The 25,494-nt window shown below is 72.3% G+C and carries 18 protein-coding genes and 2 riboswitches; of the genes, 13 read left to right on the forward strand and 5 right to left on the reverse strand.

Annotated features, from left to right (window positions below; translation table 11 throughout):
- Positions 1-270 precede the first annotated feature (270 nt).
- Positions 271-648, reverse strand: coding sequence for an SDR family NAD(P)-dependent oxidoreductase (locus tag ND748_RS06660; RefSeq protein WP_251744784.1), 378 nt, complete (start codon positions 646-648; stop codon positions 271-273).
- A 573-nt stretch (positions 649-1,221) separates the two neighbouring features.
- Between ND748_RS06660 and ND748_RS06665 the strand changes: the two genes are divergently transcribed.
- On the forward strand, positions 1,222-1,644 hold the full coding sequence (locus tag ND748_RS06665) for a TOBE domain-containing protein (protein WP_251744785.1): 423 nt from the start codon (positions 1,222-1,224) through the stop codon (positions 1,642-1,644).
- A 394-nt stretch (positions 1,645-2,038) separates the two neighbouring features.
- On the opposite strand, the gene ND748_RS06670 is transcribed toward ND748_RS06665, so the two are convergent.
- Positions 2,039-2,728, reverse strand: a complete 690-nt coding sequence (locus ND748_RS06670; RefSeq protein ID WP_251744786.1) for a TetR/AcrR family transcriptional regulator — start codon at positions 2,726-2,728, stop codon at positions 2,039-2,041.
- Between the two features lie 158 nt (positions 2,729-2,886).
- On the opposite strand from ND748_RS06670, the gene ND748_RS06675 reads away from it, so the two are divergent.
- Positions 2,887-3,654: a HesA/MoeB/ThiF family protein gene (locus tag ND748_RS06675; protein WP_251744787.1), complete on the forward strand. Its 768-nt coding sequence runs from the start codon at positions 2,887-2,889 to the stop codon at positions 3,652-3,654.
- A 130-nt stretch (positions 3,655-3,784) separates the two neighbouring features.
- On the opposite strand, the gene ND748_RS06680 is transcribed toward ND748_RS06675, so the two are convergent.
- A complete protein-coding gene (locus ND748_RS06680; protein ID WP_251744788.1) occupies positions 3,785-5,494 on the reverse strand; it encodes a hypothetical protein in 1,710 nt (569 codons plus the stop codon).
- Between the two features lie 810 nt (positions 5,495-6,304).
- Between ND748_RS06680 and ND748_RS06685 the strand changes: the two genes are divergently transcribed.
- The 8 genes from ND748_RS06685 (at position 6,305) to ND748_RS06720 (ending at position 19,264) form a co-directional block, all read left to right on the forward strand.
- Complete coding sequence (locus ND748_RS06685) at positions 6,305-7,309, forward strand: MoxR family ATPase (protein WP_251744789.1); 1,005 nt, start codon at positions 6,305-6,307, stop codon at positions 7,307-7,309.
- Positions 7,310-7,971: 662 nt separating this feature from the next.
- Positions 7,972-9,591 carry a DUF58 domain-containing protein gene (locus ND748_RS06690; RefSeq protein ID WP_251744790.1) on the forward strand — a complete coding sequence of 540 codons (1,620 nt, stop codon included), beginning with the start codon at positions 7,972-7,974 and terminating at the stop codon, positions 9,589-9,591.
- Entirely contained in the window at positions 9,558-12,407 is a 2,850-nt protein-coding gene (locus tag ND748_RS06695; protein WP_251744791.1) for a transglutaminase-like domain-containing protein, read from the forward strand. Before ND748_RS06690 ends, ND748_RS06695 begins: the two co-directional genes overlap by 34 nt.
- Before the next feature lie 368 nt (positions 12,408-12,775).
- On the forward strand, positions 12,776-12,958 hold the full coding sequence (locus ND748_RS06700) for a hypothetical protein (protein WP_251744792.1): 183 nt from the start codon (positions 12,776-12,778) through the stop codon (positions 12,956-12,958).
- Between the two features lie 110 nt (positions 12,959-13,068).
- On the forward strand, positions 13,069-13,827 hold the full coding sequence (locus ND748_RS06705) for a PIG-L deacetylase family protein (protein WP_251744793.1): 759 nt from the start codon (positions 13,069-13,071) through the stop codon (positions 13,825-13,827).
- Between the two features lie 179 nt (positions 13,828-14,006).
- Positions 14,007-14,104, forward strand: a riboswitch (glycine riboswitch).
- A riboswitch (glycine riboswitch) is annotated at positions 14,105-14,232 on the forward strand.
- 57 nt (positions 14,233-14,289) lie between these two features.
- Positions 14,290-17,367: an aminomethyl-transferring glycine dehydrogenase gene (gene gcvP / locus ND748_RS06710; protein WP_251744794.1), complete on the forward strand. Its 3,078-nt coding sequence runs from the start codon at positions 14,290-14,292 to the stop codon at positions 17,365-17,367.
- 599 nt (positions 17,368-17,966) lie between these two features.
- Positions 17,967-18,719, forward strand: coding sequence for an FkbM family methyltransferase (locus ND748_RS06715; RefSeq protein ID WP_251744795.1), 753 nt, complete (start codon positions 17,967-17,969; stop codon positions 18,717-18,719).
- 254 nt (positions 18,720-18,973) lie between these two features.
- Entirely contained in the window at positions 18,974-19,264 is a 291-nt protein-coding gene (locus tag ND748_RS06720; protein WP_251744796.1) for a hypothetical protein, read from the forward strand.
- A gap of 465 nt (positions 19,265-19,729) precedes the next feature.
- On the opposite strand, the gene ND748_RS06725 is transcribed toward ND748_RS06720, so the two are convergent.
- Positions 19,730-20,080, reverse strand: coding sequence for a hypothetical protein (locus ND748_RS06725; RefSeq protein WP_251744797.1), 351 nt, complete (start codon positions 20,078-20,080; stop codon positions 19,730-19,732).
- On the opposite strand from ND748_RS06725, the gene ND748_RS06730 reads away from it, so the two are divergent.
- Both ND748_RS06730 and ND748_RS06735 read left to right on the forward strand, forming a co-directional pair.
- A complete protein-coding gene (locus tag ND748_RS06730; RefSeq protein WP_374215861.1) occupies positions 20,079-20,450 on the forward strand; it encodes an HD domain-containing phosphohydrolase in 372 nt (123 codons plus the stop codon). The two genes, ND748_RS06725 and ND748_RS06730, sit on opposite strands and share 2 nt — an antisense overlap.
- Positions 20,451-21,104: 654 nt before the next feature.
- Positions 21,105-22,175: a hypothetical protein gene (locus tag ND748_RS06735; protein WP_308205597.1), complete on the forward strand. Its 1,071-nt coding sequence runs from the start codon at positions 21,105-21,107 to the stop codon at positions 22,173-22,175.
- Positions 22,176-22,216: 41 nt separating this feature from the next.
- Here ND748_RS06735 and ND748_RS06740 read toward each other — a convergent pair whose 3' ends face one another.
- The gene (locus tag ND748_RS06740; protein WP_251744800.1) at positions 22,217-23,014 is read right to left on the reverse strand and encodes a TetR/AcrR family transcriptional regulator; all 798 of its coding nucleotides are present in this window, start codon (positions 23,012-23,014) and stop codon (positions 22,217-22,219) included.
- Positions 23,015-23,122: 108 nt separating this feature from the next.
- On the opposite strand from ND748_RS06740, the gene ND748_RS06745 reads away from it, so the two are divergent.
- Positions 23,123-25,494: MMPL family transporter (locus tag ND748_RS06745; RefSeq protein ID WP_251744801.1), on the forward strand; the 2,372-nt coding region annotated here is incomplete at its 3' end.

The following is a 25,494-nucleotide window of genomic DNA, read 5'->3' on the forward strand; positions in this document are numbered from 1 at the left end:
GCCCCGGGCGCCGAGCGCCGCGCCGGCCGCGCGCTGACTCGGCGCGGGACTCGTCGGGAACCGGCAGGGCGAGGGCCGTGCCGGTTCCTGCCGTGGAACCGCCCGGACCCGGCTCGGGCCAGGCCCAGAACCGGGGCAGAACTCTCGCCCTGAACCGGGGCCCTGAACCGGGGCCCTGAACCGGGGCCCTGAATACCCGGCCCTGAACCGGGGCCTTGAACACCTGGCCCTAGAACACGCGGCCCAGAACCGGGCCGGGCTCCGCCTGCGTCAGGCCGTGGGGCCGCCGGGGAGTACCGACCAGCCGGCGTCGACGCGCAGGACCGTCCCGGTCGCCGGACGCAGGGCGGGATCGAGGGCCAACCCGACGGCGGCGGCGATGTCCGCCGGTTCCAGGACGCGGTCGGCGAGCACGGCCGCGACCATCGATGTCACGTCGTCGGGATCGGTGACGTCGCCCGCCAGCGCGATTGCGCTGCCCCCGGACCGGTGAATTCCCGCGACCACGGCGGCCGCCGCGTCGGCATCCCGCCGGTAGTTCACGATCACGTGATAACCGCGGCGGGCGAGATCGGCGGCGATTGCTGCCCCGATTCCCCGCCCAGCCCCGGTGACGATCGCCGTCGTTGTCGTCGCTTTGTCAGCCATTCCGTCCTCGTCACGGATGAGCGGTAGACCCGGACCTCGACGGATCTCGGATCCGGGCGCCGCCATTCGTGGGGCGGCACTCGGCCTGATGTCCGGGTGGCCGTCGAACCGAGCCGCCGAGCCGCCGAGCCGCACAGACGCCGGCGCCGGCGACGGCCCGTCATTGCCGTGCTCTATCCGCCTCTATCCGCCTCTATCCGCCGGTCTGTGCGGGGCCGGGCGTAGGCCGGGTCGTCTCGGGGGTAGATGCAGCTGGTCGAGTTCGGGAGTCTTTGTGCCGTTCTGCCCCAATGGCCAGCCGGAACGCCGGTCCCGGAGCGGAGTGTGGGGGGACGGCGCGAGCGCGCGGAGCAGTCGCGGATGCCGTAGACCGCCCCGAAATGTGGGACTGGTCACACCTGTGCGGCCACTTGGATACGCTTTCCGGACGCAAATCAAGGCGCATCCGCGGTGTTCACCCGCGGCTCCTTTCAGCACGTGCGGGAATTGAGCATCGATTGGCGCGGACGCGCGTTCCTCGGCGAACGGGTAGAACTGAGGGGACGCCCAAGCAGCCCGAGGAAAGGCGGACCCGTGAGTCTGACCATACGTAACCAACTGACCGGAACCGTCGCCGACATCACCGTCGGCGCGGTGATGAGCACTGTACTAATCGCATTGCCTGGTGGGCAGAATGTGACGGCTGCGGTGACAGTGGACGCGATCAAGGAGCTCGACCTGTCGGCGGGTAGCACCGTCGAGGTTCTGATCAAATCGACCGACGTTTCGCTGACCACCGGCAGCGTGGACGGCCTGAGCATCCGCAATCAGCTCCGCGGCACCATCTCCAGCCTCGAGACCGGTGGCGCGATGGCCGTCGCGCACATCGCTCTCGAAAACGGCGGCGAACTTACCTCGGCAATCACCCTGGCCGCCGCAACCGATCTTGGTCTTGCCGAGGGATCCTCCGTCACCGCCCTGATCAAGTCGACGGAGGTGGCCCTTGCGGCCGCCTGAGCCGCTGCAAGGGACGTGAGCCAGCCCGCCGCCGGGCAGTCGGCGTGACCTTCGGGTCGCCTCAGGCCCGCCAACCGCGCACCAGGCTGATGATGGTGGCGCGCCGGTTGCTCTGTAGGCAAGGGAATGTCTCCTCGCGCAGGGGAGGTCCCCGGCGGATCGCTGGCTGGATCACTTGGTCGAGTGGGTCGGCGCCCGCCGGGAAGTGGGCCGTGCTTCGTGCCTGAGATCTACACGTTGAACGAGAAGCCCTTGGCGGTCCGCGTGACTGCGAGGCCACTGACAGCACACGTCGCATACGTGCCTTAACGCTGGCGGCACCACGGCCAGCGGCCGGGCGGCCGGGTGGCCGGCGGCCGTTCTCGTCCCGCTACCCGCGCTACCCGCTACCCGCTTACCTGCTCCCGCTGTCCGCCCGCGGCCGCTGCGCCCCGGGCGGCTGCTCGTCCAGCGACTCGCCGCGCATCACGGCCAGCAGCTCGGATTCCGACGGAGCCGCCGGCGCCGGTGTCGCGGCGGCGGCCTGCAGGCCGTCGAGCAGCAGGGCGATCAGCCGGGCGGAGCTCTCCGGGGCGTGCGCGCCGGCACGGTGGATGAGACCGGCGTTCGCCATCAGAATGATCAGGATGTCCTCCGGGGCGAAATCGGCCCGCAGCGCCCCCGCGTGCTGTGCGCGGCGGATGGTGCGCACCACGTCCCGCCGGGCGTTGTCGCGTGCCGCGTCGATCGCGGCGTCCGGAAAGGTGTCGCTGGTCAGCAGGTCGGCCAGCCCGCGATCCGCCGCCTGCATCCGGCACAGCGCCGTCAGGTAGCCGCGCAGCGCATTCCACGGATCGGGTTCGGCCGCCGCCGCGGCCGCCATCTGCGCATACTTTTCCATCTGCTCGGACAGGGCGGCGGCGACGAGCTGGCAACGCGAGCCGAAATGCCGGTAGAGCGTGGCGTTGCCGACGTTGGCGCGCTGCGCGATCTCGTCGAGTGAGGCCTGGATGCCCTGCTCCGCGAACACCCGGCGAGCGGTCGCCAGAATCGCCTGCCGGTTACGGCGGGCGTCCGCGCGGGTGGCCGGTGCAAGATCAGGCATCCCCGTCATCCTAACCGCGGGCGGGGAGGCGACCGGTGTTCTTGGTACGGTGGTCGGCGAACCGGGGATTCGTCCCCGGTGGGGGTGAGAAGCGCGCAGGCGCGAGAAGACAGAGCCAGCCTCTTGGAAACGTCGGCCGCACCAGACGAGGACAGGTCATGGACACCCAGCGCTTCACGCGCCAACTGATGGCCGGTTTCGGCCCCGGTGAGCAGGAGCGCCTGAGCGGGGCGACGGTGCTCGTGGCCGGGATCGGCGGGGTGGGCGGCGCCGCTACCACCTACCTCGCCGCCGCCGGCGTCGGGCGGCTGGTGTTGGTCCATCCCGGCTCGTTGGAGAAGCCCGACCTGAACCGCCAGACCCTGATGCGCCCCGATCGGATCGGCGAGTCCCGAGTCCTGATCGCCGCGGACACCCTGGGCATCCACTACCCGGACGTCGCGGTGGAGACCTGGGACCGGGATCTGTTCGATCCGCTGCTGCCCGAGCTGGTGGCCGGCGCCGACATCGTGATCGACGCCCGGCACAATTTCCCCGAACGCTTCCAGATCAACCGGATGTGCCTGGACGCCGAGGTGCCCCTGGTCGTCGCGGCGATGAACGCGACCGAGATCCAGTTGCTCACCGTCGCCGGGGACAGCGCATGCCTGCGGTGTGTCTTCGCCGAGGGCGACCCCGACTGGGATCCTCTCGGGTTCCCCGTCTTCGGAGCGGTCGCGGGGACGGTCGGATGCCTCGCGGCGATGGAGGTCATCAAGCTGATCTCCGGGTTCGGCGAGCCGTCCATCGGCCGGCTGCTCGTCGCCGACCTGTGGGATCTGGAGGTTCGTTCGCTGTCGGTGGCGCGCGACCCCGCATGCGTCGACTGCGGGTCCCGGCAGCGGAGGCCTCGGGCCTCCCGACTGGACAGCGCCGCAGGGCGCTAGCTTCAGGTCACTGGCTTCAGGTCACTGGCTTCAGGTCACTGGCTTCAGGTCACTGGCTTCGGGGCGCTGGGGCGGCGGGCCGAGTGTGCCGTCAGCCTGATCGTGGGTGGGTCGGTGTCCACGCGGGTCGTCAGGTGGGCCGGCGGGGGGAGTGGGGCTGCGTCGTCGGGTCCCCGCCGGGAAGCTCGACGAACGTCTGCTCCGGCTGGGTGGTGATGCCCGGTCGCGGGCTCTGGGTGTCCGTGGGCTGCGGGGGGCGTGGGACGGGCGAGGTCGTCGACGGCGGAGGCGGCACGGTGACCACGTTTGCGGTTCCGGGGCCGGCGGGGACGGGCGGCTGCGGTCGCGTTCCCGCCCGCTCGACGGTCGCGGGCGCCGAGCGGGGTTGTTCGATGGTCGTGGGCTGCGGGCGGGGCGGCGGGGCTGGCAGCGGGCGGGCCGGAGCCGTGTCGGCCTGACCCGGCAGCCCCGCTGGTTGTTTCGCTACTGTCGCCCGCCGCGTGCCGTCGATGAGCACGGCGTCGGGCCCGGCCGGATCGTTCACCCACACCTGATCGCCCTCGACGGTCACGGTGATCCGCGCGGTGTCCGCGGCGGTCGCCGGCTCACCGGGGGACCCTGGGACGACGATCGGCGGGGTGAATCCACCGGTACGCGTGTCGAAGACCCAGACCATCCGGGCATCCTGGTCCGGGATGTAGATCATCCCGTCGTGGCCGATCGGTGGGCCGAGTCGGCGTGGGGCTGCCTCGTCCCCGGGGATCACTGCCGAGCCCGCCGGTGATCCCGCCGAGCCCGCCGGTGATGCCGCCGGTGATCCCGCCGGTCGATCGATGTCGGGGAGCCTGGTCGGGGCTGTGGTGTCGGCGGAGGCCGCGTCGCCAACACCCCCCGTTCGGACTGTGCCGCCTCCCGATGGGGACGTATTGCCCCCCGTTCGGGCTGTGCCACCCTCCGGCTGGGCCGTGTCACCCCCCGCTCGGGCCCTTCCCTCACCCGGCACGGCTGGCAGATCATGCACGGCCACCGCGCTGGTGTCGACGTCGGCGAGCAGGAGCCGTCCGGCCACCGTGTCGAGTATCGGGACGGTGCTCCACTCCGTCGCGTCCGCCGCAACCACCACCGGGTCGGACGGAGCGGATGCGGTGGTCAGGGTCACCGGCAGCGCAATCGCCGGGCCGGGCCGGGCGCCGGTGACCGGGACGGCCGTCCCGGTCGTGCCGTCGACGACCACCGGGCGATCCTGGGCCAGCACCACGTCGATCTGATGGTCCGGTCGGGCGACGGGAATCGGGGTCGACGCCACGCCATCGCGGATCGGCACCACGGACCCCCTGGTGCGAACGGGCGCCCACAGCGTTCCGTCCCGCGTCCGGGCGACGGCGCCGAGGGCTCCGCCGAGGTCGATGACCGGTCCAACGTCGGTGAGCGACCGTCCGTCCAGGCGTCGTACTCGCCCGCCCGCACCATCGACGGCGTAGATCTCCCTGTCCCCTGGGATCACTGTCGTGCCGGGACGCAGCGTCGCCGTTCGGGCGGGGGTGAGGCGTTGCGGTTCGATCAGATGGAGCAGGCCGGCGTCCTCGTCACAGACGAGGAGATCCGGGCCGTTGCGCTGGACGGACAGCCGATGCCCGACCGCGCCGGGCACGGTGACGGCCGCGTCCGCCCGCCCGGTCGTGCTCTGCAGGTGGGTGACGGTGCCGGTCGACTCGTTCGCCAGCCAACTGCCGCCGGAGGTGAGGTCGAGAACGAACGGTGGCGTTCCGGATGCGGCGGCGGCCAGCCCTGCGCCCACGCACAGCGTCACGCCGGCCGCTGCCGTGCTGATGCGACGCACCCGCCGCCCGAATGCGGAGATGGTGTGGTCTCACTTTCCTGATCATGGCCGGCACGCGGGCGCGGCAAGGCGCTCTGGCAGCCCGGCCGCGCCGGGCGTCGTCGGTCCTCAGCGCCGGAGTGCAGGTGATTGGGGTCGGTGTCTGTGTGGGCGTGCCACCCCGCCCGCCCACACAGACACCGCGGGGGAGCGCCGCGGGAGGGGTACAGCGCTCACCACGTCCCGGGCGCCATACCCAACGGCGCGCGGGAGTCTGTTGATACTTGTGTTCTTGCATCGGCTGTCCCGAGATGGGCCACTCGGGCGGGTCATCCCTCTTGATAGGTAAGACGCGGCATCCCCCGGACAGGTTGCGACGCGCCCGCTGCCTTTCGTGACGCCGCCTTGGAGGGGTCGCGCAGCACGCAGACATCGGTGCGGTGCGTGCATGTCGGTGTGGGCCCCCCGACCATCAGATCAACAACAAAGTCGGGCGATGGCACAACGAATCGGCGGTGCCCGTCGTCTACCGCAGCGGAACGGATCGTCTCCGTGCCGGCGACGGCCGCCGGAGGCACCGTTCCCGGGCGGATCTCCCCACCGCCCGCGGGCGGACCGGGCCGGTCGCCCCCCTGTCCGGCACGGTCCGCCTCTCGACTCGCACCAGCCCGTCCGCACCAGCCCGCCCGCAGCAGGTGCGACCGGTTGCAGCACGACTTGCACCCGCCCGATCGGTCCCGACGAGGAGGAGCCCGACCCGGTGATGAGCAGCCAGTCCGCGCGACGAGGACGGTCAGCGTCCCCTACCCCGACCGGACCAGGAGGCAGGGCATGACCAACAGGAACGACGACCGCGACCACCTGCGCGGCGACCAGTCCAACGTGGCCGCGTTCTCGGCCGCCTTTCATGCCGTCGTCGCGAATGTCGAGAAGGTCATCCGGGGCAAGCGGGAGGTTGTCGAGCTCGCGACGATCTGCCTGTTCGCCGAGGGGCACCTGCTCGTCGAGGACGTTCCGGGGCTGGGCAAGACCTCGCTGGCCCGAAGCCTTGCGGCCTCGGTCAACGCCGGCTGCCATCGCATCCAGTTCACGCCGGACCTGCTGCCGGCGGACATCACCGGGACGATGGTGTACGACCAGCGTGCCAACGAGTTCGGCTTCCGCCCTGGACCCATCTTCGCCAACCTCGTCATCGGCGACGAGATCAACCGCGCCTCGCCGAAGACGCAGTCGGCTCTGCTGGAGGTGATGGAGGAGGGGCGCGTCACCGCTGACGGCACGGGCTATCCAGTGCCCCACCCGTTCATGGTCGTGGCGACGCAGAACCCCATCGACATGGACGGGACGTACAGCCTTCCCGAGGCCCAACTGGACCGCTTCCTCATGCGGCTGAGGATGGGGTACCCGTCGGTCGATGCCGAGCTGGAGATCCTCGAAGGTCGGCAGGTGGGACGGCGAATCGAGGATCTGAGGCCGGTGATGCGGGCGGAGGACGTCGTGGCCCGGTCGGCCCAGACCTTCGCGGTCCACGTCGCGCCGGCGCTGCGCCGTTACCTCGTCGATCTGGTTGCCGCCACGCGGACCATCCCCGACATCGTCCGGTTGGGGGCGAGCCCACGGGGCAGCATCGCGCTGTTGCGCGCCGTCCAGGTCAGGGCAGCCGCGCACGCTCGGGTGTTTGCCACTCCCGACGATGTCAAGGCGGTGGCCGGCGCTGTCCTGGCGCATCGTCTGGTGCTCAGCCCGGAGGCCGAGCTGCGGCGCGTCATCGCCGAGGATGTCGTCGACGAAATCCTGCAAACGGTGCCGTCACCGCGCCGGCTCGTCGGAATCTGATCGTGTCGTCCCCCGACGACCGTCGCCAGGGCGACGGCCGGGCCGACCGCGGGTTGCTCCGAGTCGTCGACGCGGACACCGCGACCACCCCGTTGCCGTCCGCGCCCATGCCGTCCGCCCCGGTACCCCCGTCTCCAGCCTCCCTCGCCCGGACCATGCGGCGCCCGACCGGCCGATCCGCGTCGGACCAGCCCGAACCCGGGCGGGCCGCGCGTGGGCTCGGCGAACGTCACCGTCCGCCTGCCCCGGAGCCGCTGCCGAGGTCGGCCGCGGCTGCCCGGCGAGCCGCCCTGGCGGGCCGGCAGGGCGCCCTGACTGGTGCGGACGCCGCAGAACGAACGGGCTCCACTCCGTCGGGCTCCACTCCGTCGGGTTGGGCTCCCGCCACGGTCGGACCCGCGCGACACGCTGCTTCGGGATCGGTGGCTGCGGCCGTGGCCGCGACGGAATGGCCAGCACCGGCCCGTACCGGACCCGGCCTGTCGGAACCCGTCTCGCCGAGCTCAGGCGCATCGGGATCCGCACCCGTGGGGTCCGATCGGGCTGGTCCCGGGGGCGCTGCGCCTGTGGCGGAGCAGGGCTGCCGGTCGGATCGTGGACCCGCGGGGAGGGGGGAATCACCGGGAAGGGCCCGCCTGCGGGTCACCCCGCTGGGATGGGGGATGTGCGTTACCGTCGCGGCCCTGCTGCTGGGCGCCCGGGCGCTGCGCTACGCGGAGCTGGCTGTACTCGGTGGGACGGGGGCCGCGGCGATGGGCCTTGCGGCTGCTACGGCCGTTCGCCGCCCACGGGTGTCGGTGGCCGTCCGCGTGTCGCCCGGACGGGTCGTTCGAGGCGAGGCCGCCACCCTCACCGTCACGGTTCACAACCTGTCGCGATGGCCTTCGCCGCCGTTCACCCTTCATCTGCCGCATGGCCCGGCCGCCGCCCGCCCGGACCCGTCGGGGCCGGGCGCCCCCCGCGCGGGGCGACTGCTGGCCGCTTCGGATCTGGTGGAGACGTGGTGGGAACGGCGTACGGCGACCATCACCGCTCGCGGAGGCGACGGCCGCGTGCACACCCTTCCGGCCACGCGCCGGGGGGAGCCACACACCGGCCGGGTGCCTGCCGGCCACCCGCCGCGGGCTGCAGACGACCTGCACGCACCAGACCCCACGCCGTCCCGCAACAGCGGCACGGATGGCCGGGCTGTGCCCGGCGCACCGGATTCGGATCCCCCGGACGGGCCGGACACGCCGGCTGCGGCCGTGTCCGTCCAGGTGCCCCGACTCGCCGGCTCGGGCTGCCGAACGATCGAGCTCGCCATGGACACCAGGCGGCGCGGGGTGGTCCGGGTAGGCCCCGCAGAGGTGATCAGATCGGATCCGTTCGGGCTCACCCTGCGCCGGCAGCGGCTGGCGGCTGGCGGCACTCTGCACGTCCGGCCTCGGACCCGGCCGCTGGCGCCGCTTGCCTCCGCGCCCTCGCGCGACCCGGATGGGCAGACCGGACAGGGCGCGGCCGGGGGGCTGGAGATCCACACCCTGCGGAGGTACGCGCCCGGTGAGGACCTCCGCCTCGTGCACTGGCCGTCCAGTGCACGGGCGGGCGAACTGATGGTCCGCACCCACGTCGATCCCAGCGAGCCGGCCGCCACCGTCGTCCTCGACAACCGGCCGGCCGCCTACCCGCCTGGCCGGGTCGGCGTCGCGACGTTCGAGGAGGCCGTGGACGTCACCGCGGCCGCGGTGATGACCTGCGCGCAGCAGGCGTTCGGGGTCCGACTCGTGACGACCGCCGGGTTGCGGGTGGCTGGCCGGCGCCGCCGGCGGGACGCCGACGTGCTGATGGACGAGCTGGCGGGCGTGCATCTGGACGACGCCGCCTCGCTGGACGTCGTCGCGACGCTGCGGCGCGGCGGGCTTGGCACGCTGGTGCTCGTCACCGGCGGATTCGACCGGCAGGCGCTGGCCGCACTCGCCCCGGTGGCCCACGCGTACGGGCGCGTCGTCCTGGTCCGGGTGGGCCCCCGCAGCCCGGCCGCCGCCCGGGCCATCGACCGGCGCGACTTCGCCGACCGCGCCCGCCTGCGGACCACCGCATCGCCCGGCCGGGTGATGGGGATCGGCGTGCTCGGCAGCACCGTCCCGACCGGCGGTACGCACCTGGACGGCACCGCCACCCGGGCCGCCGGCCGGCTGACGGTGATCGACGTTCCCGACGCCGAGGCACTCGGTAACTACTGGCCGACCGGCGAACGGAACCGGCGATGGCCACCGAGCTCCCCGCGGACGGGCCGGTGATGGGGCAGATCGGCGGATCGTCCGGCGGAGCCATGCGCTCGGCGTCCGGCTCGAGCGGGGGGCACGTCGTCGAGGCCGACCTTCTCGCCAGTCGAGAGGACCCGGTGCGCCGTCGCCTGGCGGCCCTGGTGGTGGTGGCAGGACTGGCGATCGCGGGCGGCTTCGGGTTCCGTCGGGTCTTCGCCTCTTCCGATGTTCAGGTGATCATCCCTGTCGCCGCGGTCGTGCCTGTGATCACAACCGCGGTGCTGGGCCTGCGACGCAGGCCGACACCACTCGCCGGGACGGTCGCGACCTGGGTCGGGGGATTCGTCGTCTGGGCCACCTGCACGGTGGCGGCCGATGCGGGCGGGTTCTGGGCGCGGTTGTCCCTGGTCCGTTCGGGCGTCCTGCGCGGATGGGCGCGCCTGCTGGACGCGGCCGTCCCGGCACCGCCCGACGGGGCTCTCCTGCTCGTACCGGCGGCACTGACCTGGCTGGCCGCCGCCGTCGGCGCGGAGCTCGTCGTCCGCACCAGGGCGCGGCTCCTGCCCGCGCTGCCCGCTGCCCTCGTCCTGGCGGTCGCGGTCGCCTACGCGGCCCCCGTACCCGGATCCGACGCGCCACTCGCCGCCGCGTTCGCCGCACTGGCCGCGGTCCTCGTCCGGATTCGCGGAAGCGGCCCGCCCCGGTCACCAGGACGGTCCGTGGCCGCCATTCCCGGCCCCGCCGAGCCGGGCGGTGGCTCGGGTGGGGCCGAAGCATCCCCCCGATCCGGGCCGGGTCTGCTGCCCGTGGCAGGCCCGCGAGGGTGGGCGGCGCTTCGTCTCGCGGCGCGGTCCACCGTCGCCGTGGCGGTCGTCGTGAGCGCCAGTCTGGCACTGGCGAATGGTCCGCTCGGTCCGGATGGGCGACCGCCCGTCGACCCTCGCGACCACCGCACAGTCGCGCCGGCACCGCTTGTCGCCCTCAACCCCCTGAGTCGGTTGGCCGGCTGGACCGCCCATCCCGACCAGATCCTGTTCCGAGTCGGTCTGTCCCCACAGCCGTCCGGGCCGGTCGCGCTACGGCTCGCCGTCCTCGACTCCTACGACGGCGCCACCTGGTCCACGAGTGGCCGTTACCGGCCCGCACAACGGGCGATCATCGGCAGGCCAGGCGATCGGGGGCAGGCCGGACGCGCCGTGCGCGGGGATGGTGGTCGGCCGTCCACCCCGATCACCCAGGACCTGACCGTCGTCGACCTCGGCGGCGATCTTGTGCCCGCCCTCGCCCGACTCGGCCAGTTCACTGTGGTCTCCGTCGCAGGTACCGCCTCGCCCGACTCGCCCGCCCCGAGCGCCCCGCCCGCCTTGACCACCTCGCCCGCCTCGCCCGCCTCGCCCGCCCCGCCCGCCTCGACCCCCCCGACTACCGCTGGCACGGCGCATCCGCCGGGCCGGGATCGCTCCACGGCGGCTCCCGAGGGGCCGGTGGGTCAGTTCGCGGTCGAGCCGGAAGACGGCACACTCGTACGGACCACGCCGCTGAACCCAGGCGACCGGCTGCGCCTTGTTTCCACCCCGCCGGCCGCGCTGACCGCAGACAGGCTGCTCGCCCTCACCGTCTCCGCGACGACGGCCAACGCCCCCTACCTCGCGGTGCCCGACGGGATCCCCCCGGTGCTGCGGGAACTGGCCTCCGTCGCCACCGGCGGCGGCGCGACGCCGTACCAGCGCGCTGCTCTGCTGCGCCAGTACCTGATGGCCAGCTTCAGCTTCGATCCCACCGTGCCCGCCGGGCATTCGCTCGCCCATATCGACCACTTCCTCGGCCAGACCCGACGCGGCACCTCCGAACAGTTCGCCACGACGTTCGTCCTCGCGGCGAGGCTGCTGGGCCTGCCCGCCCGCCTCGTCGTGGGTTTCACGGCCGCAGACCCACCCGGCGTGACCCGCACGATTCGGGGCGGCGACGCCCTGGCCTGGGCGGAGGTCAACTTCGACGGTGCCGGTTGGCTGCCGTTCTTCCCCACTCCCCGAGCGGGGGACGAACGCGGTGCGACGGTGGCCGGGTCCACCCAGGGCGAGTCCGCCACGCAGACCTCACTTGTGGAGGCAGTGCTGCGAACCACCGTCTCGGTACCGCCCGGTCGGGCGGATGCCACCCCGTCGGGGGAGGACCCGTCTCGATCCGCCGACCGGCGATCGCCCTCCCCCGGCTGGGCGGGCCTCATCCTCCCCTCGGTGACGGCCGTCGGCGTCACCGCCCTGCTCGGCTGTCTCCTGCTTGGTTGGCTGCTGCCGATCGCTCGGCGCCGCCGGGAGCGGCGCGCGGCGAAGGGCAGCAGTGCGCGGATCGTCGTCGCCTGGCAGCGGGCCATCGAAATGTTCGCCGACTCCGACCGGGCGATGCCGCGGGCGGCCAGCCCGAGCGAGGTGGTGGCCCTCGCGGCGGGCGTGGTCGACGATGCCGGCCTCACCGCGCTGCGTGGGCTGGCCGACCTCGCCACGCTCGCCCTGTTCGACGGGGGCACCACCGGTCGCTGGGAGGAGGGACCCGGCCGGCGCGCCGCGGATGAGGCGTGGCGCCTGCTCGACGGCCTCGAGCAGGCGATCCGTCGCGCCGTCCCACGCCATCGCCGCCTCGCCCGGCGGATCTCGCCGCGTACGGTCCGCACCGAGCTGACCAGGTTGCGCCGGATGGCGCCGGGGCGGCAGCGGGCGGCCCACCGACCGGCGGGGTCGCGACTCGATGCCCCGGCCCCCGCGGCCGAGCGCCGCCGGGCCTCCGCAGCGGGCGCCGGACCGCCTCTGCCACGGACCGAACGGGCCACGGCCGGCAGGGATCACAGGTAGCCCGGGCAGGTCGCCACCCCCGAAACGGGCCCGCTGCCCCTGCTCCCGCTCACTGGCCGTGGCCGACAGATGCCCCCAGCCCTTGCGGTAACCGGCCGGCTACCAAGATCATGCCACTCGGACGGTCCGCGCCGAATCCGCCGGCATCGGGTCCGCGCCGCGTGCGCCGATCCACGGCGGTTCCGGCCTGTCGCGGGCGGGTAGTCCCAGGCCGAGCGGCTTGCGGGAGTGGGCCGTGCGGGGATCGGGCCCGGCCGGGCGTCGTGCACCGCCGAGTGCGGGGCTGCCCACCATCCGGGCGGGTGCGCGGCCGCGACCATGGCCAATCGGGCCATGCCGATCGCAGCCGGGATCAGGAGGAGGCAGCCATGGCCCAGGCAATGAAGGGACGCACGAGGCCCGCCGGCGCGGGCACCTCCAACGACGAGATGGCCAAGCAGGTCGCGAGCCAGACCTCCTCGGACCGGATGGCCGAGGAGATCTTCCGGCGGGAGAAGGACGGCGCGCTGACGGACACCGAGGCAGCCAAGGGCGAGGCGCTGCAGCGCTGAGGCGTCGGCAGCCGGCGCCCTGCTCGCCGACGGGCTCGGGACGAGCGTCACGGCCGGTCCCGGGCCCGATTTCCGTGCGGAGCGCGGGCGGTTCGGCGTATGGATGGGTCATGCACGAAGACACCGCCGAAGCGGGCCGGCCCTTCACGGACGACGGCACCCCCGAGTCCGTCTGGCGGGCCTGGCAGCCGGGATGGCCGGAGCTGGAGCTCTCCCCCGCGCCACCGGCGGTGGTCGTCGTCGCCCCCCATCCGGACGATGAGGTTCTCGGCGTCGGCGGGCTGCTCGTCCGGCTGCGCGCACTCGGCACCGCGATCACCGTCGTCGCGGTCACCGACGGCGACGCCTCGCATCCCGGATCGCCAACGCTGGCCCCGGCAGAACTGGCCCGGCGGCGGGTCGCCGAGCAGCACGCCGCGCTGAGCGCGCTGGGGCTGGCGCAGGTGCCGATACACCGGATCGGGCTGGGGGACGGGCGGGTCGCCGGGCAGGAGGCGGCGCTCGCCGACCAGGTGGAATCGCTGCTCACCCCCGGCTGCTGGGTGCTGACCACGTACACCGGGGACCGCCATCCGGACCATGAGGCCACGGGGCGCGCGGCGGTGCTGGCGGCGGGACGGACCGGCGCGCGGCTAGTCGAATACCCCGTCTGGACCTGGCACTGGGCGGTTCCGAACGACCCCGGAGTGCCGTGGGCCAGGGCCCGGACGGTGCCCCTGCCCGTGTCGGTGCAGGAGGTGAAGCGGCGCGCGGTCGACTGCTACACCAGCCAGATCGCCCCGCTGTCCGACGACCCGGCGGACTCGGCGGTCCTCGGGGTGCCGGTGCTGGCCCGGTTGTTGCGTCCCTACGAAACGGTCTTCGTCTAGGCCGTCACCAGGAGCACGTCGCACCGGACGTGTGGTCGAGGACGTGTGGTCGAGGGCGTGTGGTCGACGGCGCGTGCTCGAGAGCGGGTCGTCGAGTGCAGGCTTCGATCGGACGATCGTTGGCCAGGGACTGCGATCGCGGCTAGTCTGCGGGGCGACGAACTGCATACTGCTGCCGCTCACACCCGTGCGGGAGAGTCCCGGGCCGCGACCTGCCGGGACGCCGAAGGAGCAAGCTCTCCCCATAAACTCTCAGGCCCCCAACCGCCGGGTCAGGCAACTCTGGAAAGTGGACATCCTGGTGTCCCGCCGACGGTGAAAGCCGCGGCCGCCGTTCGCGGGTCCTCGGCTCGGACCCACGGCGGCGGCGGCCGGTGAAGCTCTCAGGCCAATGACAGAGGGGGAGGCCCGCCGCGGCGTCGGCTTCGTTGTCGTCGTCGCCCGACCTCCGGAGCGTTCATCATGTATGACAGCACCGATCACGAGGACGCCTCCGCAGCGGCCGCCATCAGCAACATCGCCGGTCCGGTGGCCGCGGCCCACCCGCAGTTCGCCGACCGTCACATCGGTCCGGACGCGCAGGCGCAGCGGTCCATGCTCGCCGCGATCGGGGTGGAGTCACTGCGGGCGCTGACCGACGCCGCGGTCCCGGCCGTCATCCAGGACCGCAACCTCGAGCTGCCCGCGGCGCTCGACGAGACGGCGGTTCTCGCCGCGCTGCGCGCGCTCGGACGCGACAACCGCGCGGTGCCGTCGATGATCGGCCTGGGCTTCCATCCCGCGGTGTTGCCCGGCGTCATCCAGCGCAACGTCCTGGAGAACCCCGCCTGGTACACCGCATACACGCCGTACCAGCCGGAGATCTCCCAGGGCCGGTTGGAGGCGCTGCTGAACTTCCAGACGGTGATCACCGATCTGACGGGTCTTGCGGTGGCCGGAGCGTCCCTGCTCGACGAGCCGACCGCCGCCGCCGAGGCGATGCAGATCGCGCTGCGCACGGCAAAGGGATCCCGCGCGACGTTCCTCATCGACGCGGACACGCTCCCCCAGACGATCGCGGTCGTGGCGACCCGGGCGGAGGCGCTGGGTGTCACCGTCCACGTCGCCGACCTGTCCCGTGGCCTGGCGGCGGGTAACCCCGCGGCCCCGGACGCCGCGGCTCCGGACCCCGCAGCCCCGGACCCCGCAGCCCCGGACCCCGCAGCCACGCATGTCGGGGTGCCCGCGGAGGTGCTGGACTCGACGTTCGGGCTGCTGCTGTCCTACCCGGGACCGGGCGGGGCGCTGCGCGACCCGCGGTCGGTGATCGCCGAAGCGCGTGAGCGGGGAATCGTCGTCACGGTCGCGGCAGATCCGCTGGCGCTGACACTGCTGCGCTCGCCCGGCGAGCTCGGCGCCGACATCGCCGTCGGCAGCACCCAGCGTTTCGGGCTGCCGCTGTCGTTCGGCGGCCCGCACGCAGGCTACCTGGCGGTCCGCAAGGGTCTGGAGCGGTCCCTGCCCGGACGGTTGGTCGGGGTGTCGGTCGACGCGGACGGCGCGCCCGCCTACCGGCTCACTCTGCAGACCCGTGAGCAGCACATTCGTCGGGAGAAGGCGACGAGCAACATCTGCACCGCCCAGGTGCTACCGGCCGTGCTCGCCTCGATGTATGCCGTCTACCACGGCCCGCAGGGACTGGCCGGGATCGCCTGGCGCATCCACGGTCTCGCGGTCCGGCTCGCCGAGGGGCTGCGGGCCGGCGGGGTACCGACCGCCGCCGATGCCTTCTTCGACACCGTCGTCGCGGCGGTGCCGGGCCGGGCCGCCGACGTGGTGGCCGAGGCGCTGGCACACGGTGTCAACCTGCGGCTCGTCGACGCCGACCACGTCGGGGTCTCCTGCAACGAGACGACCGTGGAGGCGGATCTGCGCGCCGTCTGGGCGGCGTTCGGGGTGCCCGCCGCGGCATCGCCCGAGGTTACGGCCCCGGTGGCCCCGGTGGCCTCGTCGGCGCTGCCCCGTGAGCTGGTGCGCACCGACTCCTACCTCGAGCACCCGGTTTTCCACGAGCATCGCTCCGAGACGGCCATGCTGCGCTACCTACGCCGGCTGTCCGACCTCGACCTGGCCCTCGACCGGGGCATGATCCCGCTGGGGTCCTGCACGATGAAGCTGAACGCGACCACCGAGATGGCCGCCGTCACCTGGCCGGAGTTCGCCGACATCCACCCGTTCGCGCCCCTCGACCAGGCCGGCGGATACCTGTCGATGATCCGCGATCTGGAGGACTGGCTGGCCCGGATCACCGGATACGCGGGCGTTTCGGTGCAGCCGAATGCCGGCAGCCAGGGTGAGCTCGCCGGCCTGCTCGCGATCCGCGCCTATCACCGCGACAATGCGGTGCCCGGGGCGCCGGTCCGCGACGTCTGTCTCATTCCCTCCTCCGCGCACGGGACGAACGCGGCGAGCGCCGCAATGGCCGGAATGCGCGTCGTCGTGGTCGCCTGCGACGACGATGGGAATGTCGATCTCGACGATCTGGCGCGCCGGGCGCGGGCGAACGCCGATGTTCTTGCCGCGCTGATGGTGACCTATCCCTCGACGCACGGCGTCTATGAGGAGGGCATCGGGCAGGCGTGCGCGATCGTCCACGAGGCCGGCGGGCTGGTCTACGTCGACGGGGCGAATCTCAACGCGCTCGTCGGCCTCGCGAAGCCGGGCCAGTTCGGCGCCGACGTCAGCCATCTCAACCTGCACAAGACGTTCTGCATCCCGCACGGCGGCGGCGGCCCGGGGGTCGGCCCGGTCGCGGTCGGCGAGAAGCTGCTGCCCTACCTGCCGAATCACCCGTTGCGGGCCGAGGCCGGGCCGGCGAGCGGCGTCGGGCCCATCTCGGGGTCGCCGTGGGGCTCCGCCGGCATTCTGATGATTCCCTGGGCGTACATCATGATGATGGGGGCGGACGGTCTGCGGCAGGCCACGTCGGTCGCCGTGCTGAACGCCAACTACATCGCCCACCGGCTCCGCCCGTACTATCCGGTGCTCTACGCCGGGCGGGACGGTCTGGTCGCGCACGAATGCATTCTCGACCTGCGACCGTTGACGAAGCGGACCGGAGTCACCGTGGACGACGTGGCCAAGCGGCTCATCGACTACGGTTTCCACGCGCCGACGATGTCCTTCCCAGTGGCCGGCACCCTGATGGTCGAACCGACCGAGAGTGAGGATCTGGTCGAGATCGACCGCTTCTGCGCTGCCATGATTGCGATTCGTGCGGAGGCGGAGAAGGTCGGTGACGGAACCTGGCCGCGCACGGACAACCCGCTGCGCAACGCTCCGCACACCGCCCAGATGGTCACCGCCGACGAATGGCCGCATCCTTATCCGCGGTCGGTCGCGGCCTACCCGGTAGCCGCACTGCGGACGGCGAAGTACTGGCCGCCGGTGCGCCGGATCGACGGCGCGTACGGCGATCGCAACCTGGTCTGCACCTGCCCGCCGGTCGAGTCTTTTGCCGCCCGGTCCGAGGACGACCCCGTTCTCGTCGCCGCCGGCTGACGGCGCCCCCGAACCGAAGGGTGCGTTCCGTCCCGGGCGGGGTCCCACGGTCGGGGTGCGGCGGCCGCGGCCGCGGGGTTTCAGGGCCGTGTCAGCACCGTGACATGGCTGCGGCCGTGGCCGACCCGGTGAAGTGACCGTCTGGTCGGCCGGCTGGTTTCGGCGGGTTCCGGTGCGGCGCAATGCCCGTGTGCCCGCCGCGGGCGGATCCGGCGATCGCAGGTGAAGTCAGCGGCCGAACGTCGTCGGAGGAGCACTCCCCGCAGGGGCGGAACTCCCCACGTGATAGTCTTGTTCCTTTCCGTGAGAACGTGTGCGGACTTCGTCTACCTCAACGCAATGCGTGGCCCCGGCGACCGCCGGACCCGATGCGCATGGAGAGTTCCAGCCACTCTTCCCGGGCGTGAGGGTCTGGTAGTGCAAGTCTTCCGTTGCGGCAGAATTCGCCGGCCGTGCTGCTGGTGATGGCGGCAAGGTGGTACCACCGCTATTGACCGTTGATCGCGTCCCCCTAATAGTGGGTGGCCAGATGCCGTGGTGGAACGTGGGGTTAAACCACTCCGGCAGATCACCGGTGGGGCAACGGGAGGTTGTGGCGGATGGATCCTCGGGTAGAAAAGCAGCTTGCTCCGCTCCGCCGGAAGGCGGTCGATTTGGGCCTCGGTCCGGCGTTGAAGCTGGTGCGTGACACCGTCGTGCCGACGGCCAGGCGCAATCGCAATGACGATCGCCACCTGGCGCTGCTGCTGTCGTTCGTGTTGCGGGAGAACTCGAACTGCATCGACGTGGGCGCGCATCGGGGAGACGTGCTCCGGACGATTCTGCGGCACTCGCCGCAGGGTCGGCACATCGCCTACGAGCCGCTGCCGCACATGGCGGCATCCCTGACGACCGACTTCCCGACAGTCCAGGTGCGCCAGGCGGCGCTGTCGGACACGCCCGGAGTGCTGCCGTTCACCTACGTCCGCAGCCGGCCCGCCTACAGCGGGCTGCGCGACCGGGTGCCGGATACCGAGGAGGTCGAACAGATCGAAGTGGCGGTCGAGGTTCTCGACGAGGCGCTGCCCGCGGACTATCAGCCCACCCTCATCAAGGTCGACGTCGAGGGCGCCGAGTACGGGGTCTTTCGCGGTGCCCGGAAACTGATCGCAGCCAGCCGGCCGCACCTGGTGTTCGAGTTCGGCGCCGGTGCACGCGACTACGGCACGACGGCGGATGAGATGTACGAGCTCGTCGACAGCGATCTGGGTCTGCGGATCTTCGACCTCGACGGCGACGGTCCGTACACCCTGCCCAAGTTCCGGGACTCCTTCGAGACCGGTCGCCACTTCAACTTCGTCGCGCATCCCTGACGGTCGTCTGTGGTTCACCGCGCGGCGCCGGGGATCACCGCGCAGCGCCGATGCCCGGCCGGCCGGCGAAGACGGGGCCGCTCGGGCGGCCAGCGAGGACGGGGCCGCTCGGGTGGGGCCGGTCTGTCGTCCGGCGTCCCCACGCCCGACGGGCGGCCCAGGTCCGGGCTTCGGGGCGCGTCGGTGTCACAGTCGGTGTCACCGCCCTCGCCACCGCCGTCCCGACCGGATCCCGCGTCCCGAACCGAGGGGTGATGCCGGCCCCGCCCTGGCTCGCCCGGCCGGGCCGTGACTGGCTCGCCTGTCTGGGTGCCGGCCTGGCCGCGGTCATCACCTTCGTCCTGCCGTCCGCGGTGGGTGGCGGACTCGGCTTCCGGATGGCGTTGTACCTGCCGGTGAGCCTGTCGGCCGCCGGTGCCCTGTTCGTCGGACCGCTTCGCCTCGCCGCCGTCTCGCGGCGTGGCTGGGCGCTCCTCGCGGGTGGTCAGGTCCTCTGCGCGGCCACTGGCATGGCCCTCGCCGTCCACCCGTGCCGCCCGCCGTGACGCCCGGTGGGCCCGCCGAGCGGGGGGCAGGTGCGGGCGAGGAACGCCGGGCCCGTGCTCCGGTGATGCGGGCCAGGCGGCCGACGCCGCCTCGACTGCGGGAAGCATCGCGATGGCGACTCACAGAGACGGCCGGCCGGGTCCGACGGGTCGATTCAGAACCGCCTCGGGTACCGGAGAGTCGTCGCTGTCCGTGCCGGTCACGGTCTCCGTCGGCGCGGCCGGCGAGTCCCCCGTGGTCGACGGGGGTGCGGCGGAGGCGCTCGGCATCCGCCCGCCCGCGTACCCGCGGCCTGCCGTCGACCCGTTCGGGTCCGTGCCCTCCCCGCTGGTGGCAGCTGCCCTCGATCCGCTCCGGACGGTCCGCGGGTCGACGATTCTCCGTCGTGGCTGCGCCGGACGGGCCATCCTGACCCGGGCGAGCCGGCCGGGAACGATCCGCAGGGCGCCCCCCGGCCGGGCGCTTCAGCGGCGGAGCCGCGCGAGCTGCCCAGACGCCTGCCCGACGGCGTCGAGTGCCTGCGCCGGGTCGCCGAGCAGGTCGACGCCTGGCATGCGCCGCGCGCGGATGGCCGGGCGGTGGGGCACGGGCTCGGGGAGGTGCTCACCGTGCTTGGCTATGCCGCCGTGGCACGCCACCGGGCCCGGCTGGCCGGCCGGCTGCACAACGTTGGAAAGATCCTCCTGCCGCCGCAGGCCCTGGCCCGTCCGGGCCCGCTGGACGCCGAGGAGTGGCGGCTGATCCGGCTGCACCCGGTGATGGGGGCGAATCTGCTCGCCCAGGTGCCCGGATCTGCGGGCCGAGGCGGAGATCATCGCCCAACAGCGGGAGTGGTTCGGTGGGGGTGGCTATCCCCGTGGGATCGCCGGGTCCCGGATCCGGATGGAGGCACGGGCCCTCGCGGTCTGCACCGCCTGGGCGGCGATGGGCGGCGGGCGCGGAGGTCGGGATCCCCTGAGCGGACCCGCCGCCCGCCACCAGCTTCGAGCCGGGCGCGCCACCCAGTTCGACCCGACGGTCGTCGACGTCTTCCTCGCCTTGGAGGCGGACGGGCGAGTCGGGCTGCCCCATCCGGACGACCTGCTTTCGACCACCCCGGCCGCGTGGGCGTCCACACGGCCGGCGCTGGGACTCGCCCGACCGCGCGCCGGCGTCCCGGCCGTGATGCTGACCGAGGGCGACTGACGACGGCCGCTGGCACCCCGGCGCCGGTCGCCAAGGCCGCCGGTATGGACCAGACAGCTCTCGTGGCCTAACCGGGTCCACCCGCTGGAACGGGCGTTTCCGGCCGGTGTGGCCCGTTCGGCTGAGCCGGTGAGCCGGTGTATCCGGTCGGGTTCGATGCCGGCCTGGCATCGGCTGGCACGGCAGCGGGTAGTTCTCTCCCGATCGGTCCCGGAGTAGCCGCTCCGGGCGCTTGGTCGGATACCCACCGTAGCCTCGTGGGACGCCAGTGCGGTTCCGGTGCGGCGTGGCGTGATCGTGTGCGGTCCCGAAGGTGGCGGTTGATACCCGCCGGAAAAGAGGGGGAGTGACGGACCGCGCCGCAACACCGATACTTTGACGCTCCAGTACCTGGCATGTGTCGGATCGGTCGTGCTCCGCCGGACCGCGAAGAGGACGCGGCGAACCGAGTACGGGGGAGGTACCGGAAACGACTCGGGCGGTCGAGGCGTTGTGAACGGAGGTACCCAATCATGCGGTCAGTGGCACGAGGGGGAATCGCCGCCCGGTCCGCCTGATACCCACCTCGCAACGCCCGTAGCAGATCCCCACAGGACGTCGTCACCGGTACGGGGGTTGTCCGTACCCAAGAAAGGTCACGAGAGAGGGGCGTCCGTGCGAACGCTCGAACCCACCAGCCTCGACCTCGACACGATCGAGGTGGACAAGCTTGCCAAGGCCATCACCCTGAGCCTGTTGATACCGGCCCGTGGCCCGGAGGCGGCCCGGACCCTCGGCGAGATCATCGCGCAGAACCGGCAACGGTGGATGCAGGAACGCAGTGTGCTGGACGAGATCGGCGTCATCGTCGATCCGACCTCGGACGGCGACGAGCACGACCTCGTGCGCATCGCGACGGACGCGGGCGCGAGCTGGGTCGTCCGCGGGCAGTCCGTCCTGCAGCGCCATGCCGGCCGGGAGGCCACGACGACCGGCGGGAAGGCCGGCGCCATGCGCAGCCTCGCCTACCTTGCGTTCGGTAATCGGCTGATCTTCCACGACGCCGATCTGGAAAGCTACGATCCGTATACGGTTGGGGTGCTCGCCGCCGCGACGACCGCCGGCAACGCCCCACTTTTCGTGAACGGCAGTTCGCGTAGGGTGACGGGCGACGGTCAGCCCGGCGGGCGCACCACGGAGATGCTGCGATCGTTGTTGTCGAAACAGCTGGCCCGGTATGTGCCGTCCATCACGCGAACTATCCAGCCCCTGATCGGGGAGTTCGTCATCGACGCGGATGTTTTCGCCGCGCTGGCCTTCTCGCGCGGGTATGGGGTGGAGACCTCGCTGAAGGTGCTGGCGCTCGACCTGCTCGACTACTCGGACAGCCTGCAGGTCGAGCTACCGATCAAGTATCAGGTCGGCCAGCATTACCACAGCCTGGTGAAACAGTTCCATGAGATTAGTTTCACAATCGATGTCCTGGAAGCGTACTTTCAACGGCGCCGTGTCGATCCGCACGTCGCCATCTGGCAGATCGCCGACAACTACGACCTGCTATTTCCGGGACGTACCTCCACCCTGCACCGGCCGCCGGGCTACGACGAGACGGATTTCGTCCCGCGTATGGGCTTCTACCAGCCGCTGGCCACGGCGTCGGCGTATCAGGCCCGCCTACCGGAGATCAAGAGTGCCCGCAGGGTCGCACTGGACGCGCTGGAGCGCCGGATGCGTACCTCGGCCTGACCGACCTGCCCCGACCGGGCCGAGTGGCCCGGTCGGGTGGTCTACCGGCCGCCCGTGCGGGCAGGGTCCGAACCGACCATCCGGTCCGGTCGGGTCGGGCCTTCCGCGCCGGGCAGGCCCGCCGGGACGATCGCCGAGCAGGCCCGGGCGAACACCTCGGTCATCTGTCGGTCGAACAGGTCGGCGGGATCGTCGAGGGCCGGTGGGAGGTGGCCGAAGGACTCCAGAGACAGGAAGCCGTGCAACTGGGTCCAGGCCGCCAGGCAGACCGCCATGCCCCCGGGGTCGATCGTCACCCCGTGGTCGTCGGCCCAGGCGCGCAGCCTGGCCCGCATCGTCGGGGTGAGCCCGGCGTCGAGGTGGCCGGTGTCGACCAGTCCGGCTTTGATCGCCTCCGTCATGCAGCGGAACAGCACGGCCACCGATCGCTGCAGCTCGATGGCCACCCGGGTGCCGACGAACCCACCGTCCGGGACCCGCGTACCGAAGATCAGCGTGTACTCGACGGCGTGGTCCAGCGCCCAGCGGCGGTGCGCCCGGGCGACGTCCAGCCATCGGCCCAGGTGGTCGTGCGGATCACCCGCCGCGAACGCCGCCTCGAGGGCGTCGGCCAGCGAGGCGAAGCCGTCGGCCGTCAGCTCTGCCAGCAGGACCTCGCGGCTGGCCACGTAGCGGTACAGGGCCGAGGGGGCCATGCCCATCGCCCGCGCCACCCCCCGAAGGGACAGGGCGGCAGGACCGAGCTCCGCCAACTGGGCGTGCGCCGTCTGCTTGATCTCGTCGAGGGTGGCCCGCCGCAGCCGTTCCCGGCGGGGTATTGGACTACTCACAGCAGCCATGCTCGATCTCGGGGTGAACGCTGTCAACTTTGCGTCAGATCGGTCTTGACGAGAACACCCGACGCGAACACTGTTCTCTGTAGGGTCGCCCCACCTGTGGAGGAAACCGTGTTCTCGTCCCTTGTGGCGCTGGTGACGCGCCGCCCTCGCCTGGTGCTGGTCCTCACGGTCGTCGTCCTGCTCGGCGGCGGCATCCTCGCAAGCACCGCCTTCGGCAAGCTGCAGACCGGGGGCTTCGACGACCCGGCTTCGGAGTCCACCCGGGCAGCCGATGTGATGGACGCCCGCTTTCACGGCCGTCCGAACGTGCTCCTTCTCGTCACCGCCCGGCAGGGGGATGTCGACGACGCGACGGTCGTGGCCGCGGGCCGGTCCGTGGCGGCCGATCTCGCCGCCCAGCCGGGGGCCCGCGACGTGGTGTCCTACTGGACCGGTGGGGGGTCGGCGCTGCGCTCCCGGGACGGCCGGTCGGCCCTGGTCGTGGCCAGCGTGCGGGACGATGACGAGGCTTCGGACATCGTCGATCGCTACGAGTCGGGTCAACGCTGGGCAGGCTCGGTGACCGTCCGACCGGGTGGTAAGGCGACGGTGGGCGAGGACATCGGTAACCAGGTTTCCAGCGACCTCGCCGTAGCCGAGTCGATCGCCATCCCCATCACGTTGGCACTCCTGGTGATGGCGTTCGCCGGCGTCGTCGCCGCGCTGTTGCCGCTGGGCATCGGCCTGCTCGGCATCGTCGGTGGTTTCGCGGCGCTGTCCGTGATCGGCGGGCTGACCGACGTGTCGATCTTCGCCGTGAACCTCGCGACGGCGATGGGCCTCGGCCTCGGCATCGACTACTCGCTGCTGATGGTCAGTCGGTTCCGTGAGGAACTGGCGACCGGGCGTGACCGTGCGGACGCGGTGGCAGCGACCGTTCACTCCGCCGGTCGGACCATCCTGTTCAGCGGTGCCACGGTGATCGTGGCGTTGGCCGTGATGCTGCTGTTCCCGCCGTTCTTTCTGAAGTCCATGGCCTACGCGGGGATCGCGGTGACGCTGGTGGCGGTGGTCGCGGCGGTCGTGTCGCTGCCGGCCCTGCTGATGCTGCTCGGCGAGCGGGTGAACTCGTGGCAGGTGGGTGGCCTGATCGGACTGGTCCGCCGGCGCAGGACGAGTCGGTCCGGGCCGGTGGGAGTCGCCGGCGCGGAGGGGGGAGACGGGCGGGACGCGATCGCGGTACGGGAGGCGGGCGAGTCGCCGTTCTGGCGACGGGTGGCGGCGACGGTGATGCGCCGGCCGGTGCTCACCGGGCTGCCGGTGGTCGCGGTGTTGCTCGTGCTCGGGGCCCCGTTCCTGCACGTCAACTTCGGGACGCCGGACGACCGGGTGCTCCAGCCCGGCTCCGCGCCGAGCCGGGTGGTCGGGGACGCGCTGCGCGAGGACTTCGCCGCCGACCTCGACGGTGCGATGGAGGTCGTTGTGCAGGCCCGGGGGATGCAGTCGGTCGACCGATCGGCGCTGGCCGCATACACGGCGACACTGTCGCGGCTGCCCGACGTGGCCCGTGTGGATGGTGCGCTGGGAACGTACGTGCGAGGCCGCCGTACCTCACCCCCCAGTCCGACCAGTGGCCGCTTCGCCGTCGCCGGCGCGGACTCGCTCCAGGTGGTGACCTCGGTGGACTACGCGTCGGGTCGCGCGCAGGATCTTGTCAGGGCCGCCCGGGCCGTGCCGGCACCTGCCGGGACCAGTGCCCTGATCGGGGGGGCACCAGCCGTCCTGGTCGACGGTAAGAGCACGGTCGCCGACCGGCTCCCCCTCGCGCTCGGGCTGATCGCGTTGGCCACCTTCGTCCTGATATTCCTGTTCACCGGTAGCGTGCTGCTACCAGTGAAGGCGATCGTGCTCAACGGCCTCGCCATGTGCGCGGTGTTCGGCGCATCCGTATGGATCTTCAGTGACGGACACCTCGAGGGAATCCTCGACTTCACCCCCGGCCCGCTGGACACGTCCATGCCGGTCCTGCTGTTCTGCATCGCCTTCGGGCTGTCGATGGACTACGAGGTCTTCCTGCTGTCGCGGATCAAGGAGGCGCACGATGCCGGTGCCTCCAACGCCGAGGCCGTCGCCGCCGGGCTCGCGAAGGTGGGCCGGATCGTGACCACCGCCGCGGCGCTGCTCGCCGTCACCTTCGTCGCCTTCGCGACCTCGTCGGTCCGCTTCATGCAGATGTTCGGGGTCGGCACGGCGTTGGCCATCGTGCTGGACGCGACGCTCATCCGGGGGGTGCTCGTCCCGGCGTTCATGCGGGTCGCGGGCAACGCGAACTGGTGGGCGCCGCGCCCCCTGCGGATCCTGCATGACCGGTTCGGACTCCACGAGCACGAGTACCGCCCGCCCGCCCCCCAGGCCCGGCCGGGCTCCCCGCTCGTCTCGCGCGCAGGGCACGGATCGGCGGCCGCGGGCCTGGCACCGGCACAGCGGTCCGCGGCCACGAG

The organism is Frankia sp. AiPs1 (assembly GCF_023716945.1).
GTDB lineage: Bacteria > Actinomycetota > Actinomycetes > Frankiales > Frankiaceae > Frankia.